The sequence below is a fragment of the Flavobacterium crocinum genome (genome assembly GCF_003122385.1).
Classification (GTDB): Bacteria; Bacteroidota; Bacteroidia; order Flavobacteriales; family Flavobacteriaceae; genus Flavobacterium; species Flavobacterium crocinum.
This window is the reverse complement of sequence record NZ_CP029255.1, coordinates 259,124-276,018: the sequence shown is the minus strand read 5'-3', so window position 1 is coordinate 276,018 and position 16,895 is coordinate 259,124. Positions and strand designations below refer to the sequence as shown.

The window sequence follows — 16,895 nt, the reverse complement described above, 5'->3', positions numbered from 1 at the left end:
TTATTGTATTTTCAAAATATAAAATATCTCAAAACAAGATATAATTAGAATATATTAAATTGCTAATTACGAAAAAAATAGTATTTTGTGTACGTATATTTTAAAGTATGCGTAAATTTGCAATCCAAATTTTTAATAAATAATAATAGAGTATGTATCATTCAAAAATAGCTGGTTTAGGATATTATGTTCCTTCTAATGTGGTGACTAATGATGATTTGTCTAAGATAATGGATACCAATGACGAATGGATTCAGGAAAGAACCGGAATTCAGGAACGAAGACACATTATTCGTGGAGAAGACACCACAACTTCAATGGGAGTGAAAGCGGCTAAAATTGCAATCGAACGTTCTGGTGTTGCCAAAGAAGATATTGATTTTGTAGTTTTTGCAACCTTAAGTCCGGATTATTATTTTCCAGGACCGGGAGTTTTGGTACAAAGGGATTTGGGATTAAGAACAGTTGGTGCTTTAGATGTTAGAAACCAATGCTCAGGATTTGTTTATGCACTTTCTGTTGCAGATCAATATATTAAAACCGGAATGTACAAAAATATTTTGGTAATTGGTTCTGAGGTTCATTCTACAGGATTAGACATGACAACTCGCGGACGCGGGGTTTCTGTAATTTTTGGTGATGGAGCTGGAGCTGCAGTTTTGAGCAGAGAAGAAGATTTAACAAAAGGAATCCTTTCTACTCATTTGCATTCTGAAGGAGAACATGCAGAAGAATTAGCTCTGCAGGCGCCGGGAATGGGAGCACGTTGGGTAACCGATATTATTGCAGATAATGATCCAAACGACGAAAGTTATTACCCATATATGAACGGCCAGTTTGTATTTAAAAATGCTGTGGTTCGTTTTGCGGAGGTAATTAATGAAGGTTTGGAAGCAAATGGTCTTCAGGTTTCGGATATCGATATGCTGATTCCGCATCAGGCTAATTTAAGAATCTCTCAGTTCATTCAAAATAAATTCAAACTGACAGACGATCAGGTTCACAATAATATTCAGAAATACGGTAATACAACAGCAGCATCTATTCCGATTGCTTTGACAGAAGCCTGGGAGCAAGGAAAAATCAAATCTGGAGATACTGTAGTTTTAGCAGCCTTTGGTAGTGGATTTACCTGGGCAAGTGCTATTATTAAATGGTAAAATAATCATCTTACATTATATTTTAAACCTGCTTCATTTTGGAGCAGGTTTTTTTATAAATTGCGTTCTCAGACCTAACAGGTTTTAAAACCTGTTAGGTCTCTTTGAATAAGAAATATTAAAATTCCAATGAAAAAAAATCAACTTGAAATAGCTTGTTTTAATTATGAATCGGCAATAATTGCACAGGAAAATGGTGCAGACAGAATCGAACTTTGTGAAAATATGAAGCTTGGCGGGACAACACCAAATTCCATTTTAGTAGTAAAGGTTCGTGAAGATTTAAAAATTAAAATGCATGTAATTATCAGACCCCGCGGCGGAGATTTTGTTTATTCTGATGAAGAGTTGACAGAAATGAAACAAGATATAAAACAGTTTAAAAAACTGGGAGTAGATGGATTTGTCTTCGGAATTTTAAAGGATAACGGAAAAGTAAACAAAAAACAAAATAAAGAACTGGTTCATTTAGCACATCCGCTTTCCTGTACTTTTCATCGTGCTTTTGATGTGGTTAAAGATGTAGAAAAATCATTGGAAGATGTTATAGAATGTGGCTTTAAAACCATTCTGACTTCGGGGCAGGGAATAAATGTTGAAGAAGGAATTCTGGCTTTGGAGAGAATTCAGGAATTGGCAGGAGACCGAATAGAGATCATGCCAGGCGGCGGGTTGCGATCTTCAAACATAAAATTGTTACAGGAAAAACTGGATTTAACTTTTTATCATTCGTCTGCAATTACAGATAATACTGAAATTGCAAATCCTGAAGAAATAAAAGAACTTAAAAACTTTCTATAAGTTAATAAAAATAGAAAAGCCCGGAGTTGGCATACTCCGGGCTTTTTTTCTACAAGAAATTATTCAAAAAATATTAAAAAATATTTTTTAGGAAAGAGGCTTAAAACATTCCGCCTCCGCCTTTATTAGTATTATCGTCTCTTTGTTTACGTTGTAAGTTTTTGATTTTTCCTCCACCAAAATTATAGGTCAAACCTAAATAAACTGTTTGGCTTTCCCATGTAAACTGGCCTGCTTGCGGATAAGGAGACTCCGTATCAAAAGCATATTTCATAGTATTGAAAACGTCATTAAAACGTACACTGATGTTCATTTTGTTGTCTAACAAAGTGTAGCGTGAACCAATATCCATTTTGTACATTTCGTGACTGTTGTTCTGTAGTCCGTCAACTGCACCTCTGTAGAATCCAAATAATAGAAAGCTTAAACGTTTGTTTACTTTAAAGTTTGAATTCATACGGCCATTAAATGCTGCAACAGTAACCGTTTTTTGTTCCGGAATACTTTCGCTGCCTGCTACGTATTTGTATACAATTCCTTCCTGATTAATGCTGGAGAAATCAATAGATGGCTGGATGTCCCACCATTTTGTAATTTTATAGTTCAATGAAACTTCAAATCCGTAAGCTGTGTTATGGTCAAAGTTTGTAAAAGACATAATTTGTTTTTCGTTGCTTGGATCTGCAGCATCCGGATATAAAATTCTGCTAATTTGATCGTTGATGCTTCTCACAAAAACTCCTGCAGTAAAACTTCCTTTTTCTAATGTTTTAGTATAATTTACCTCAACAGAATTAGTAAACTGTGGTCTTAAATCAGGATTTCCTAAAGAGGTAACCAATGGAGTAGCAAATTCACGAATAGGTTTTGTCTGCTCTAAACTTGGACGGTCAACGCGACGACTGTAACTTAACTGTAAAGTGTTTTTCTCATTTAAGTTATAGGTTAAATAAGCAGAAGGATACAAAGTAAGATAATCATCATCATACATATATTTCCCCTGATTTAAATTTGCCTGCATTTTATAACTTTCAAAACGGGCACCTACCTGATAACTCAATTTTTTGAATTTTTGTCCAAATGTTACATAAGCCGAGTAAATATCAGTGTCGTAAGTATAATTTGTTTTTTGGCTTTCTACCGGAAGCAAAGGGTTTCCTGTAGTATAATCATTTCCTGTTCTTGTAATTCTGGCTTCAGCACCTGCTTCAAGAGTGGTTTTTTCGTTTAACGGATTAACATAATCAATATTTAATGTAGTTAATTTTCGAGAACCTTTCAGGAAATCATTATATAAAATATCAGAACTTGTGTTGTCTGTATTTGTTGTTTTAGTATCAAACGAAGCATTTTGAGTTTCTTTATTGTCACTGTAATTACCTTCAAAATCTAAAGTATGCCCTTCTTTTTTAAAAATATGTTTGTACGCCAGATTATAAGTACCAACCTGATCCGGTCCCCAATAACTTGATTTTTGAAAAATATTTGAAATATCAGAATTCGTTACATTGTTGTAATCAATGTCAGTATCTACAAATCCTTTTCCTGTATTTTTGTTTTGGTTAGTATAGATTGATATGGTATTGTGATCATCAATGAAATAATCCATTCCAATTTTATACAAGTATGAATCGTTATCATTTTTAACGTCAATATTCTGAACAATATTTTGGTCAAATCTTCTGATGAAACCATCATTAAAGTACGTTCCGAAGTTTTGTCCCACATTTCCAAAGAAATTTACTTTACCTGTTTTATAATTTAAATCCAAAGACTGATTGTATTTAGCGGTTTCTCCAAAAGTAATTCCTCCGCTATAAGTACCATTAAAACCAGTGTTAGCATTTTTGTGTAAAATGATATTGATGATTCCTGACATTCCTTCCGGATTGTATTTGGCACTTGGATTAGTAATCAACTCAATTTTCTTGATAGAAGTTGACGGAATTTGCTTTAATAACTGAGCAGGATCAATATTAGAAGGACGTCCGTCAATTAATACACGAACATTATCATTTCCGCGAAGCGAAAGTTTTCCGTCCTGATCCACATTTACAGAAGGAATATTGTTCATAATATCTGATGCAGAAGCTCCGGCAGTGGTTAAATCTTTTCCAACTGTTACTACTTTTCGGTCGATTTTTTGCTCAATTGTAGAACGTTCTGCAACAATATTAACTCCTTTAAGTTGTGTTGCTTCTTCTTCAAGAGCTATATTTAAAGTGGCAGATTTTTTGTTTTCGCCTAAAAGAACAGAACCAATATATTTTCTAAATCCGATATATTGGATTTCGATGGTGTAACTTTTTAAAGCAATATTTTTAAATGAAAAGTCTCCATTATCATCTGTATTGACTCCGGAAACTATTTTTCCGTTTTCTTTAAGTGAAACAGTTGCATAAGAAATAGGCATGCTGTTCGATTTTTCTGTGATTTTCCCGGAAACGGTCCCCGTATTCTGAGCTTGTGCTGTCGCGATTACCCCCAATAACGCGAACAGAAATAGTTTTAATTTCATGATTACCTTGTTGATTGTTTTGATTTGATTGATGATGATTTTGTTTTGTTAGTTTTCTTTTTTTTTGTTTTTTGTTGCTTCATAATAAAATTGAAGTCTCTATTAAGACTCTCATGTGTTTGATATGTTACAAGAATTTGGATAAAAATTCATAAAAAAAATCTCATTCCCTGTCAGGTAAGAGATTAAGGTTTTGGTTTTTTGATAATTTTAACAATTAAAAATTGTGCTTTTTTGTCAAATAGAAACTCTTTTCCTGAATTTAATATGTTTTTGATTTTCTGTAATTGATGAATAAGCAGTATCTTTGCTCACTTTAAAATAAGTTTACATGTCATTATCACAAATTCTTACACCTTCTATACAAAAAGCAATACAATCATTATTTGATGTTACTGTTGATAAAATTGAGTTTCAAGCTACCAGAAAAGAGTTTGAAGGAGACATTACAATGGTAATTTTTCCTTTATTGAAGTTGGTTAAAAGTAATCCGGCTGAATTAGGGAACAAAATTGGGAATTATCTAGTTGAGAATGTTTCTGAAGTTGCGCGCTTTAACGTAGTTTCGGGTTTCCTGAATATTGTCATTTCAGATAGTTATTATGTAAATTTCTTTAATGGAATAAAGGACAGTAAACAATTCGGTTTTGTTCAGCCAAATCCTGCTGAAAAAGCAATTATGGTTGAATATTCTTCGCCAAACACTAATAAACCATTACACTTAGGACATGTTAGAAATAACCTGTTGGGATATTCTGTAGCAGAAATTTTGAAGGCTTCAGGTAAAAAAGTTTATAAAACTCAAATTATTAATGACCGAGGAATTCATATCTGCAAATCGATGTTGGCGTGGGAGAAATTCGGAAACGGAGAAACTCCTGAAACTTCAGGTTTAAAAGGCGATAAATTGGTTGGTAAGTATTATGTGGAATTTGATAAAGCTTATAAAACTGAAATTAACGGTTTAATTGAAACTGGTAAAACGGAAGAAGAAGCTAAAAAACAGGCGCCAATTATTGTTGAAGCACAAGAAATGCTTAAAAAATGGGAAGCTGGTGATGAAAAAGTGATTGCACTTTGGAAAAAAATGAACGAATGGGTTTATGACGGTTTTGCTAAAACATATACTAATCTTGGAGTTGATTTTGATAGATATTACTATGAAAGCAACACCTATCTTTTAGGTAAAGATGTTGTGCAGGTAGGTTTAGATAAAGGTGTTTTTGAAAAAGATCCGGATGGTTCTGTTTGGATTGATTTGACAGATGAAGGTCTAGATCGTAAAATTGTTTTACGTTCTGATGGAACAGCGGTTTATATGACGCAAGATATTGGAACCGCAATTCAGCGTGTTAAAGACATGCCAGATGTTGGGGGAATGGTTTACACAGTTGGAAACGAGCAGGATCATCACTTCAAAGTTTTATTCTTAATCCTGAAAAAATTAGGTTTTGACTGGTCTTCAACTCTATATCATTTGTCATACGGAATGGTAGATTTACCTTCTGGAAAAATGAAAAGCCGTGAAGGAACGGTTGTAGATGCTGACGATTTGATGCAGGATATGACAGACACAGCAAAACAGATTTCAGAAGATTTAGGAAAACTGGATAGTTATTCTGACGAAGAAAAAGCGAAACTATATAAGACAATTGGCTTAGGTGCTTTAAAATATTATATCTTAAAAATAGATCCTAAAAAACGTATTCTGTTCAATCCGGAAGAGTCTGTGGATTTTGCAGGAAATACAGGTCCGTTTATTCAATATACTTACGCCAGAATTCAATCGATAATTCGTAAAGCCGATTTTGATTTTTCTGCTAAAATTGAAATTGAGGAGCTTCATGAAAAAGAAAAAGAACTGGTAAAACAAATTGAGCTTTTCCCGGAAGTAATCCAGAATGCGGCACAAAATCACAGCCCGGCTTTGATTGCTAATTATACTTACGATTTGGTAAAAGAATACAACTCATTTTATCAGTCCGTGCATATTTTAGGAGAGGTTGATATGACGAAAAAAATATTTAGAGTACAGCTTTCTCAGAAAGTTGCTGAAGTTATAAAATCTGCATTCCAATTATTAGGAATTGAAGTTCCTGAAAGAATGTAGTCTTTGTATATTAAATTTTAAAAGAGCCAGTAATTATTTAATTGCTGGCTCTTTTTTTTTAGCTGATTGGTTAAAAAGAATAGTTCTGTTTTATTGAATAATAAAGAAAAAGTCAGAAGAACGTTAAGTAATTTGCTGAATGAATTTTCGTGTAAAAAAAATAAAATAAGGTTTGTAGATATCGTTTTTATAATTATGTTTACGGTAAGAAAAATTGTAGTAATAATAGCTTTTAAAGCTAATAAATATAAGTATTTGAATATTTTTTGAGTGTGAAAATAATCGAGGAAGCCGAAAATCGGGAGAGTAGGCAAAATTTTAAACCCAAAAACAATGATTAAAAAACCTTTACTATTAATGATGCTTCTTTTTGCATTTACGGCAACAAAAGCTCAGGATTTAATTAACCCATCTTATGGATTTTCACACAACAAAACGGCTTACATTACTCTGACAGACGGAACAGAACTTAGCGGAACTATTAGAGATATTGATAGAGACAAAGGATTAATTGAATTTATTAAATTACAAGACGCTGCCGGAAAAAAACACAAATTGAAACCGGAGGATATCAAGCATATGTATTTACCACCAAGCGGATTGGATAATTTAGGTAAAAAACTAGACTTCATCTCAGATTTTAAACAATGGAATGATAATCAATTGAACCAAGAGTATATCAAAGAAGGTTATGCCTATTTTGAAACAGCTGACGTGAAAATTAAGAAAAAAACTTCTAAACTATTAATGCAGTTGTTAAATCCTGCATTCAGTAAAGAAATTAAAATCTACTGCGACCCACATGCAAAAGAGACAGCATCGTTAGGAGTTGGTGGAGTTAAATTTGTTGGAGGAGATGCTAAATCGTATTACGTTGCTAAAAAAGATTCGCCGGCATTTTTATTAAAGAAAAAAGAATACAAAAAAGAATTTGCACCATTATGGGTAGGATGTGATAAATTAATTTCATCAACTCCGGAACCAAAATGGACAGATCTGACTAAACATGCAATTACTTATTCTGAATGCGCAGAATCTAAATAAGACAATTTTCCAAAGATTCAGTTAAATCTAAAGAGTTAAAGCCGATAGTTATTATACTATCGGCTTTTTTTATGATTACCCCTAAAAGTTTAGAACTATTAAAATAAGACATATTTTAAGCTGAAATGCATTTTTTTGTAGGAAACTACATTTGTTTTGTTTAGGTTTGTCTAAGAATTCTAAAAACAATATACCATTCCTGAAAATATTGTAAAATTTATTTTATTCAATTTTGGTGCTTTAGCACTTCTTCACAAAACTATAGATTTCCAAATTGAAGATAGTTGTTCTTTTTTAAGTAACAACTACTGAAAATATCTTCCTTATATTCATTTTTAACTATTTTGAATTAGTACCCTGTTTAGTCTAAAATGGTAAGGGATTAAAAAGCCGTCTAAAATTTGTTTAGATGGTTTTTTTTCAACTTTTAAGTTTTGGCAATTTGCCTCTTGAAAAATTATGGTAATGTTAAACGATTTTTCGTTTTTCTTACTTTTTCTTCTCATTTTAACTTTTTTGTAAGTTATTTATTTCTTTTTTATCATTCTGTTTTAATTTTTGTAGTATAAGTATTTCAATTAATAATGTTAAATTGTGTAAAAATCTTGTTAAAATTGTTTTAAATTTTTAAGTTCGCCCTTAATAACTCAAAACAAAAAAATAATGAAACAAAACTTAAAAAGATTAGTCGTGCTTTTTTTTGTTTTTGCAATGCAGTTTGCATTTGCTCAGCAAAGAAAAATTACAGGAACGGTCTCAGACAATTCAGGAATGCCTTTACCAGGTGTTACTGTTTTGGTCAAGGGAACAAAATCAGGTGCTCAAACTGATTTCGATGGGAAGTATACTATTAGCGCTGCCTCCAATCAGACTTTAGTATTCAGTTATATTGGGATGAAGACTCAGGAAATAGTAGCAAGTTCTTCAACTATTAATGTAAGAATGACTGATGCAGGAGCGCAGGAACTTGATGTTGTTGTTGTCACTGCATTAGGAATTAAAAAAGAGAAAAAAGCATTAGGATATGCAACTCAAGAAATTAAAGCCGATGAATTAACAAAAGGAAACAATAACAGTTTAGCAGGAGCCTTGCAAGGAAAATTAGCTGGGGTACAAATTACACCTTCTAGTGGTGCACCCGGAGCTTCTTCCCGAATTGTTATTCGTGGAGCTCGTTCATTTACAGGAGATAATACACCTTTATACGTCATTGATGGTATGCCAGTAGCTTCAACAGCTGATATTAGTACTGGAAGCAGTGTGTCAGGGGCGGATAGTTCAAACAGGGCTGCAGATATTGATCCAGAGGATATTGAATCTATCAATATTTTAAAAGGACAAGCTGCATCAGCACTTTACGGACTTAGAGCTACAAACGGAGTAGTTGTAATTACAACAAAAAGTGGGAAAGGTGCTTCTAAAAACGGAAAACCTATCATAAATTTTTCTAGTTCAATGTCTGCTGAAAATGTATCAAGAAAGATTGATTTTCAAGATCAATATGCACAAGGAACAAATGGTGTATATGGTCCAACAAATTCATTGTCTTGGGGACCAAAAATTTCTGAGTTGCCAAATGATAAAGCATATGGCGGTAATGTTGCTAATGTATTGAATGGTGGAGATGTAACAGCTCATGCAGGCAAATATTATGTACCACAAAGAGCAACAGCAGGTCTAGATCCGTGGGTAACACCAAGAGTATATGATAATTTTGGTGCTTATTTTAAAACTGGAACTACTATAAATAACTCTTTTAGCTTGACACAAGCAACAGATAAATCTAATTATGCTTTTAGTTTGGGTTCAACTAACCAAGATGGTTTTGTACCTGCTACTGGTTATACACGTTATAATGCAAGAGCAGCCTTTAGCACGAAATTATCAGACACATGGAAAACAGGATTTGTTGGAAACTATGTTACCAGTAAAACTGAAAAAGCTACTGGTGCAAATGATTCATCTGTTGCAGGTGCATTTGCAAGTCCAATAAGTTATGATATGAAAGGAAACGGATACGAAAGCCCAGGAGACCCATACAAACAAATTTATTACAGAACAACTGGATTCAATAACCCATATTGGGCAGCGGCTCACAATATACATGACGAACAAACGGATCGTTTTTACGGAAACAGTTATGTTGAATTTACACCAAATATCTCAGTGAACGGCAAACACAAACTGTCATTCCGTTACCAGCTTGGTGCTGATGCTTACACCACTAATTATAGAGATATAGATGAATATGGGAATAAGCAGACTACAGCAGGTTATTTAGATCTTTATGGAATTACATCCAGAACAATAAATTCATTATTCACAGCAAATTATGAATATAAGATTTCAGACGATTTAAATTTAGCTGCTTTGGTAGGTAATGAAATCAATGACAGATACGAAAAGAGCTACGAAATGGAAGGATATGATCTTAATTTTGGCGGCTGGCCTAATTTAGCTAATACGCAACAAAATGTTGCCGTAGATAACATTGATAAAAACAGAACCGTTGGTTTGTTTGGAAATTTGAATCTTTCATACAAAAACTTTATTTATTTAGGTGCTACTTTAAGAAAGGATGTTGTATCATCCATGCCACGAAATAATCGTTCATTTGTATACCCTTCAGTATCATTAGGGGTTGTATTAACCGAATTGGAAGGCCTAAAAGGAAACTCGATATTATCTTTTGCTAAACTAAGAGCATCTTGGGCTGAAGTAGGTCAGCCAGCAGTTTATAAGCAAAATTACTATTCAACACCAGTTTATGGAGGAGGATTTTGGGGAAGTGCACCTATAACTTACCCTCTTACTGGTATAAATTCATATACGCCTTATGGAGTAATGTATGATCCCAACTTAAGACCTCAAAATACAAGATCTTATGAAGTAGGCGGTGAATTTCGATTTTTTAATGATCGTGTAAGTATCGATTATACATACGCTAGACAAAATATAATTGACCAGATTTTTAGTGTGCCTTTGGCAGGTTCAACAGGGGCTTCAAGCTTAGTAATGAATGGAGGAAAAGTTCATACAAACAGTCATGAATTAGTAGTTAGTGTTTCTCCAGTTAGATCTAAAGATTTTGATTGGACAATATCAGCAAACTTTACCAAAATAGACAATTATGTGGATGAATTAAAAGAAGGGGTGCAAAATATTTTCTTAGGAGGATTTGTAACACCACAAATTAGGGCTAGTATAGGAGAGCGTTATCCTGTTGTATACGGATCGGCTTTTGCAAGAGATGATAAAGGAAATATTTTGGTTGACGATAATGGAAAGGCTATCACTGGAGAAACTAAATCACTTGGAGAGGTAGCTCCAAAATTCAATTTGGGAGGGACAACCTCTTTCAGATACAAAAAAATAACTCTTGCTGCCACTTTTGATTGGAAAAATGGAGGCGTAATGTATAGCGGTACAAATTCATTGTTAGATCTTTACGGATTAAGTACTAAAACACTAAACCGTGAAGAACTAGTGGTTCAGGAAGGTGTTACTAAAAATGGACAACCCAATACAAAAGCTATTACGAAAGAAGCCATGTATAGTGTAAATTCGAACATTGCAGAAACAGCAATATATGATGCTTCTTTCGTAAAACTAAGAGAATTATCTTTAGGGTATACGCTTCCAAAATTTTCAACAAGCCTAGATTTACGTGTTTCTGCATTCGCAAGAAATGTCTTATTGTGGGCAAAAATGCCAAATCTAGATCCGGAAGCATCACAAGGAAATAATAACATGGCTGGTGGTTTTGAAAGATTATCTGTTCCGCAAACTACAAGTATTGGAGTTGGATTGAATCTAACAATTAATTAATATAATTCAAAAAATCATGAAAAAATATAAAGTCATATTACTTTTAGTGATGGCGTCAATTTCTCTAAATTCTTGTTCTGAAGATAAAATGGACGACATTAACAAAAACGTAAATAAACCAGTAAATGTGGCTACTCGTTTTGCCATTACTGATGCAATGACAAGTACAGCATTTAGCAATACTGGTTCAGATTTAGCTTTTTATGCTGGTATTTATGTCGAATTAAGCGCTGGAGGTTCTGGTCAAATGTATAATGCTGAGACAAGAAATGGAGAACCTCAAAGTGCAACGACTTATAATAATTCTTGGGTCAATCAATACTCAACCATGTACAATTTAAAGACTATTATTGACAAATGTACAACTGGTACAGAAAAAGGAAACTATACTACATTAGGAATTGCACAAATTCTATATGCTTATAATTTAGCTTTGCTCACAGATGTGTATGGAGATGTTCCTTTCTCTGAGGCTTTTCAGCCAGGAGTGTATTACACACCTAAACTGGATCGTCAGGAAGACCTGTACAAAACAATTTTTGCAACGCTACAAGATGCTATTGTTAATTTGGAAAAAACATCAACTTATCCAACTTTAGGAACTCAGGATTTAATATATGGTGGCAGTAATGCTAAGTGGATAAAAGCAGCTAATGGATTATTGGCTCGTTATACACTAAGGCTTTCTTTTAAATCTCCTGATTATGATAAGGTTTTAAATTATGTAAGTAAATCGTTTACAAGTAAAAGTGAAGAATTTAAAATGGTAAACAGTGGTATTCCAAATCCTTTTTATCAATTAAAAATTGCCAGAGGATATTTATTTTCTAGTAAAAGTTTATCAGACAAGTTAAATGCTAGAGCAAATGATCCACGTGCTACTGGTTATTTTCAAAAAATTAGTAAAGCAAGCGGAGCTCCATTGACATATGAGTTTTATGAAAATGGTGTTAGCCCACAAAGTCAAAATTATTCGTATTCAGCTTTACTAAACAAAAGTAATCCCATATATATGTTAAGCTATCATGAGTTGTTGTTTATCAAAGCAGAAGCAGAAGCAAGAAAATCAGCAAGTGTTACAAGTACTGCTAGTTTAACAGCAGCTGTGGCGGCAGCTTTTAACAAAGCTCAATCTATTAATTTTTCAACTACAGATGCAGCCAGCTATGTTGCAGGTTTAAATATTACAACTAATGCTGGTCTATTAAAAGAAATAGCGGTGCAAAAATATTTTTCATTCTATGAAGAAGAAGCTGTTGAGGCTTATAATGACTATAGACGTTTATTAGCAATGTATGGATCAGCAGCTGCACATCCAATTCAATTGGCAAACCCACTTAACACAACTAAGTTTCCACTTAGATTTTCTTATGGAAATTCAGATGTATCTGCTAACAAAAATGTGCAAGCAGCTTTTGGAGATGGTACTTATGTTTATAAAGAAAACGTTTGGTGGGCTGGAGGTACCAGATAATAGTATCCTTCTAAATCTTTAATAAATCAAAAAAAGCCGGAAGTTTCTAAAAACTTCCGGCCTTTTTATAACAACTAATTCTAATTACTTAACAAATTTGTCAATGATTTTATCCGTTTCTGCTTTTGCAGTATCTGGTTTTAAATCAAATAATAAAGAGTAAAGTGCTTTTCTGTCCACTTTAGCCTCTAAGTTTAAGTCCTTATGTCTGTCGAAAAGAGTTTGCCATTTATCACGAACGTTTTTCCAAAGAGCATTATTTGCTGCCCACCATTTTTGTCCAGCAATACATTTAGAATCATCTACTTTAGTGTAAACGTCAAATCCTTTTTCCTGTGCTAACAAAACATCTTTTCCGGCATCGTCACGAACCAATTTGTCGTTATCTTGCTCATGATTCCATCCTGTAGCTGTGATTTCGTGAATGTTTCTTCTTTTTAAAACGTTGTAATCGTTACGTTTTGTTTGTTCTCTTCTAGGAAGTGGAGCATCAGCAACGTTTGCCCAGTAATCTTGACCATCAACATGTACCCATGTTGAAGAACCTTCATATCTTGGACTATCATCTACCTGATATACTTTTTGAGTCCACTGTCCTTTAACCGCTTTTTTATCTAATTTTTTATATTTCCAGGAATTTCCTTTATCAAAAGTATATAAGTCTGTGTTTTCGTATAGCCAGTCTTGTCTCCAGTGTTTGATAATCATATCAGGACTTACAATAAGTAAATGCTGCATTACAATTTTGTTTGGAGTGTCTTCTAGCAATTGTACCCATTCTAAAGCCGATTCATGTTTTGTCTCAGACGGTTTGTAAGTAAGAGAGTCTTTTGGGTAGGAGAATGTTTCAGTGAAATTAAACTTCACTTCATAACAACCGCACATTGATTTAATAGACTTAATATCTTGTTGTTTTTTGTCCTGACTAAAACCAAGACTACATGTTAAAGCCACAGCGGCTGACATTAAAAGACTTTTCGAAATCATAACTTATTGTTTTGTTTTTAAATTTTTTGCAAATATATAAATTTTATTTAGAATAGTTAAAAATAGTTATATATTTGCGTCTATTATTAAGACTCAATAAAAATAATGAAAATTAGAATTACTCTTTTTATAATTTTACTTTATTCTCAAGTTTCTGTTGCACAAGAGGTTAAAAAAGATAGTGTGTCAACAAATGAATTGTCGGAAGTTAAAGTGACAACAGCAACAAGAACAGAAAGAGTACTTTCTTCATTGCCTTTACCAATGACAATTATTACATCAGAAGCAATTATAAAATCTGGTGTTACAAGATTAAATGAAATTTTAAGTGAACAAACTGGTATTATTTTAGTTCCAGATGAAAGCGGTTTTGAGGGAATTCAAATGCAGGGTTTAGATGCAGCTTACACAATGATCTTAATTGATGGTGTACCACTTGTTGGAAGAAGCGCTGGAGTTTTAGACTTATCAAGAGTTTCGGTTGGAAATATTGAAAGAATCGAAATTGTAAAAGGAGCTTCATCTGCTTTGTATGGTTCTGAGGCAATGGGAGGTGTAATCAATGTAATTACTAAAAAACCGAAGAAAGATATGTTCTCAGGTAGTCTTTCGTATAGATATGCAACATTTAATACTAATGATGCCAATACAAATCTTCTTTGGAAGAAAAAGAAATTTTCGGCAAATCTTTTTGCCAATTTTTATTCTACAGATGGCTATGATTTAGATAAAAGTACGCCTTTGAAAAACGTTGAGCCTTTCTACAATTTTACAATTCAGCCTAAAATATATTACGATTTCTCAGAAAATTTGAAATTAATTGTAAGCAACCGTTTTTATGATATGAAAATGGATAATGTAGCTATAATTAATTCTGAAAATTATAAAGGAGATGCGAAAGAAAAAGAATGGAATTCGCAGGTTAAATTAGAACATAAATGGAGTCCTAAACTCTATTCTGAGTATGAATTCTATACTACAAATTATAAAAATGATTCGTTTTTAAACGATGAAAACAATGTGACTTACGAAAGTGCTTATTACAATCAATGGTTGATTCGTCCAGAGTTTAGAACAACACTTTCCATAAAAAACGATAAATTAACAGGTGGGCTTGGATTAAATTATGAGACATTAGACAGAACTTATTTTGATAAAAAAGTAGAGTTTAATTCGCAATACTTCTTCTTACAATACGATTGTAATCCAACAGAAAAATGGAATATAATTGCTGGATTTAGGTATGATAATCATAGCGTATATGCTTCACAGTTTAGTCCAAAACTTGCAGCAAATTATAAAATCAACGAAAATTTATCGTTAAAAACTTCAGTTGGTTATGGTTATAAAGCACCGGATTTCCGCCAATTATACTTTGATTTTACAAATCCTTCAGTTGGATACTCTGTTTTGGGGTATAATGTTGCCGAAGCACGATTGAATCAGCTTGACGAACAAGGACAGATTTTAAGCAGAGTTGAAGGAATAAACTTCAACAGTCCATTAGAAGCAGAAAGTTCGATAAACTTCAATTTTGGTACTTTTTATAAAAAAAATAAACTAAGAATAGATGTTAATGCTTTTTATAATTCAATAGAAAATTTAATTGACACTCGTGTTGTAGCTCAAAAGACAAATGGTCAGAATGTTTTCAGTTACTTTAATATAAGTCAGATTTTTACTTATGGTTTGGAATTTAATTCAACATATGACTTTAATAAACAGTTATCGTTGTCATTTGGATATCAATATTTAACCGCAAAAGACAAATCTGTCGTAGACAATTTCGAAGATTATCAATACATCCGTAACTCGGATTTACAGACTATTCAAATTAAAAAATCGGATTATTTCGGATTGTATAACAGATCCAAACATACAGCAAATGTAAAAGTTGCGTATTCTATTCCGAAAATTAAAACAGATATCAACTTACGAGTTTTTTACAGAAGTAAATATGGAATGTTTGACACTAACGGAAATCAGATTTTGGATAAATACGACAGATTCGTTAGTGATTACTTCATAGCCAACTTATCAGTTTCAAAATATATCGGAGAAAAATTTATGCTTCAGGCAGGAGCTAATAATTTGCTCGATTTTACAGATCCTGGTCAAATTACTAATCTGGCAGGAAGGCAACTTTTTGCACGGGTTCAATATAATTTTTAATCAACATTTATTTAACACTTTTACAAAATGAAAACAAAATTCTTAAAACTTTCACTATTAGCATTATTTATTTTTACAGCATCTTGCAGTAGCGATGATGATAAAAATGAAATTCCAGCAGTTGTAACTACAAAGGTTTCTAATCTTGAGGCTCCACAAACAGGAGGACAAGGTCAGCCGGTAGGAGGTCAATTTACAAAATTTAGTTTTTCTCAAAACAAAGTAGTAACGGATAATAATTGGGACATCGCTTTCCGTGGAACTACAATTATTGTTAATGGAGGTGCAAAAATAGGTATTACTGATGAACCAGAAAGAACAGGAACAGGAGCGGTTAGTATTGTTTCTGGTACATTTGCAAGTGTAACGACTTTCCCAGCAGCTGCAACTTTTGCGCAGGATGGTAACGCGACTTATGCATTTCCAACGTCAGGTGCGAATGCTTGGTACGATTATGATTCTACAACTCATATTATTTCTGCAAAAGCTGGAAAAGTATTTGTTGTAAAAACACATGATGGTAAATACGCAAAAGTAGAGTTATTAAGTTATTATAAAGATGCACCAGCTGCACCAACTGCTACTTCTGTTTCTAGATTTTATACTTTTAATTTCGCATACCAGGCTAACAGTACTACAACTTTCTAATAAGAAATTGATAGTCTGAATAATTTATTTTAAATAAAAACATCAATGATTTAGTTAATCATTAGCTTTGTTTTTTTTATTTTTTTTTGATAAGGAGGTTAGATTTTTTCTAACCTCTTTTTTTGTATTAGTTTCTTGTTAAAATGAATTAGA

Annotated in this window: 10 protein-coding genes; 8 read left to right on the top strand and 2 right to left on the bottom strand. The window is 33.0% G+C overall.

The genetic code is table 11. The features are described 5' to 3' along the window. The first annotated feature begins 152 nt into the window (after positions 1–152). Positions 153–1,160: a 3-oxoacyl-ACP synthase III family protein gene (locus HYN56_RS01305; protein ID WP_008464493.1), complete on the top strand. Its 1,008-nt coding sequence runs from the start codon at positions 153–155 to the stop codon at positions 1,158–1,160. A 129-nt stretch (positions 1,161–1,289) separates the two neighbouring features. After that, on the top strand, positions 1,290–1,961 hold the full coding sequence (locus HYN56_RS01300; protein ID WP_109190540.1) for a copper homeostasis protein CutC: 672 nt from the start codon (positions 1,290–1,292) through the stop codon (positions 1,959–1,961). A gap of 100 nt (positions 1,962–2,061) precedes the next feature. On the opposite strand, the gene HYN56_RS01295 is transcribed toward HYN56_RS01300, so the two are convergent. Then, positions 2,062–4,479: a TonB-dependent receptor domain-containing protein gene (locus HYN56_RS01295; protein ID WP_109190539.1), complete on the bottom strand. Its 2,418-nt coding sequence runs from the start codon at positions 4,477–4,479 to the stop codon at positions 2,062–2,064. A 331-nt stretch (positions 4,480–4,810) separates the two neighbouring features. Here HYN56_RS01295 and argS point away from each other — a divergent pair, with 331 nt between their 5' ends. The 4 genes from argS to HYN56_RS01275 all read left to right on the top strand — a co-directional run bounded on the left by argS (position 4,811) and on the right by HYN56_RS01275 (position 12,935). After that, the gene (gene argS, locus HYN56_RS01290) at positions 4,811–6,589 is read left to right on the top strand and encodes an arginine--tRNA ligase (RefSeq protein ID WP_109190538.1); all 1,779 of its coding nucleotides are present in this window, start codon (positions 4,811–4,813) and stop codon (positions 6,587–6,589) included. 333 nt (positions 6,590–6,922) lie between these two features. Further along, positions 6,923–7,633, top strand: coding sequence for a hypothetical protein (locus HYN56_RS01285; protein ID WP_109190537.1), 711 nt, complete (start codon positions 6,923–6,925; stop codon positions 7,631–7,633). A gap of 663 nt (positions 7,634–8,296) precedes the next feature. Continuing rightward, the gene (locus HYN56_RS01280; RefSeq protein WP_109190536.1) at positions 8,297–11,461 is read left to right on the top strand and encodes a SusC/RagA family TonB-linked outer membrane protein; all 3,165 of its coding nucleotides are present in this window, start codon (positions 8,297–8,299) and stop codon (positions 11,459–11,461) included. A 16-nt stretch (positions 11,462–11,477) separates the two neighbouring features. Then, the gene (locus tag HYN56_RS01275) at positions 11,478–12,935 is read left to right on the top strand and encodes a SusD/RagB family nutrient-binding outer membrane lipoprotein (RefSeq protein ID WP_109190535.1); all 1,458 of its coding nucleotides are present in this window, start codon (positions 11,478–11,480) and stop codon (positions 12,933–12,935) included. A gap of 84 nt (positions 12,936–13,019) precedes the next feature. On the opposite strand, the gene HYN56_RS01270 is transcribed toward HYN56_RS01275, so the two are convergent. Then, on the bottom strand, positions 13,020–13,922 hold the full coding sequence (locus tag HYN56_RS01270; protein WP_109190534.1) for a DUF6607 family protein: 903 nt from the start codon (positions 13,920–13,922) through the stop codon (positions 13,020–13,022). Positions 13,923–14,027: 105 nt separating this feature from the next. On the opposite strand from HYN56_RS01270, the gene HYN56_RS01265 reads away from it, so the two are divergent. Then, positions 14,028–16,094 (top strand): TonB-dependent receptor plug domain-containing protein, encoded by a 2,067-nt coding sequence (locus tag HYN56_RS01265; RefSeq protein WP_109190533.1) that lies wholly within the window; start codon positions 14,028–14,030, stop codon positions 16,092–16,094. 27 nt (positions 16,095–16,121) lie between these two features. Next, positions 16,122–16,742 carry an HmuY family protein gene (locus tag HYN56_RS01260; RefSeq protein WP_109190532.1) on the top strand — a complete coding sequence of 207 codons (621 nt, stop codon included), beginning with the start codon at positions 16,122–16,124 and terminating at the stop codon, positions 16,740–16,742. The last annotated feature ends 153 nt before the right edge of the window (positions 16,743–16,895 follow it).

What these genes read in the sequence shown, in the direction of transcription:
- HYN56_RS01305 (WP_008464493.1), top strand. Translation starts at nt 153, where the DNA reads ATGTATCATTCAAAAATAGCTGGTTTAGGATATTATGTTCCTTCTAAT.
- HYN56_RS01300 (WP_109190540.1), top strand. Translation starts at nt 1,290, where the DNA reads ATGAAAAAAAATCAACTTGAAATAGCTTGTTTTAATTATGAATCGGCA.
- HYN56_RS01295 (WP_109190539.1), bottom strand. Translation starts at nt 4,479, where the DNA reads ATGAAATTAAAACTATTTCTGTTCGCGTTATTGGGGGTAATCGCGACA.
- argS (WP_109190538.1), top strand. Translation starts at nt 4,811, where the DNA reads ATGTCATTATCACAAATTCTTACACCTTCTATACAAAAAGCAATACAA.
- HYN56_RS01285 (WP_109190537.1), top strand. Translation starts at nt 6,923, where the DNA reads ATGATTAAAAAACCTTTACTATTAATGATGCTTCTTTTTGCATTTACG.
- HYN56_RS01280 (WP_109190536.1), top strand. Translation starts at nt 8,297, where the DNA reads ATGAAACAAAACTTAAAAAGATTAGTCGTGCTTTTTTTTGTTTTTGCA.
- HYN56_RS01275 (WP_109190535.1), top strand. Translation starts at nt 11,478, where the DNA reads ATGAAAAAATATAAAGTCATATTACTTTTAGTGATGGCGTCAATTTCT.
- HYN56_RS01270 (WP_109190534.1), bottom strand. Translation starts at nt 13,922, where the DNA reads ATGATTTCGAAAAGTCTTTTAATGTCAGCCGCTGTGGCTTTAACATGT.
- HYN56_RS01265 (WP_109190533.1), top strand. Translation starts at nt 14,028, where the DNA reads ATGAAAATTAGAATTACTCTTTTTATAATTTTACTTTATTCTCAAGTT.
- HYN56_RS01260 (WP_109190532.1), top strand. Translation starts at nt 16,122, where the DNA reads ATGAAAACAAAATTCTTAAAACTTTCACTATTAGCATTATTTATTTTT.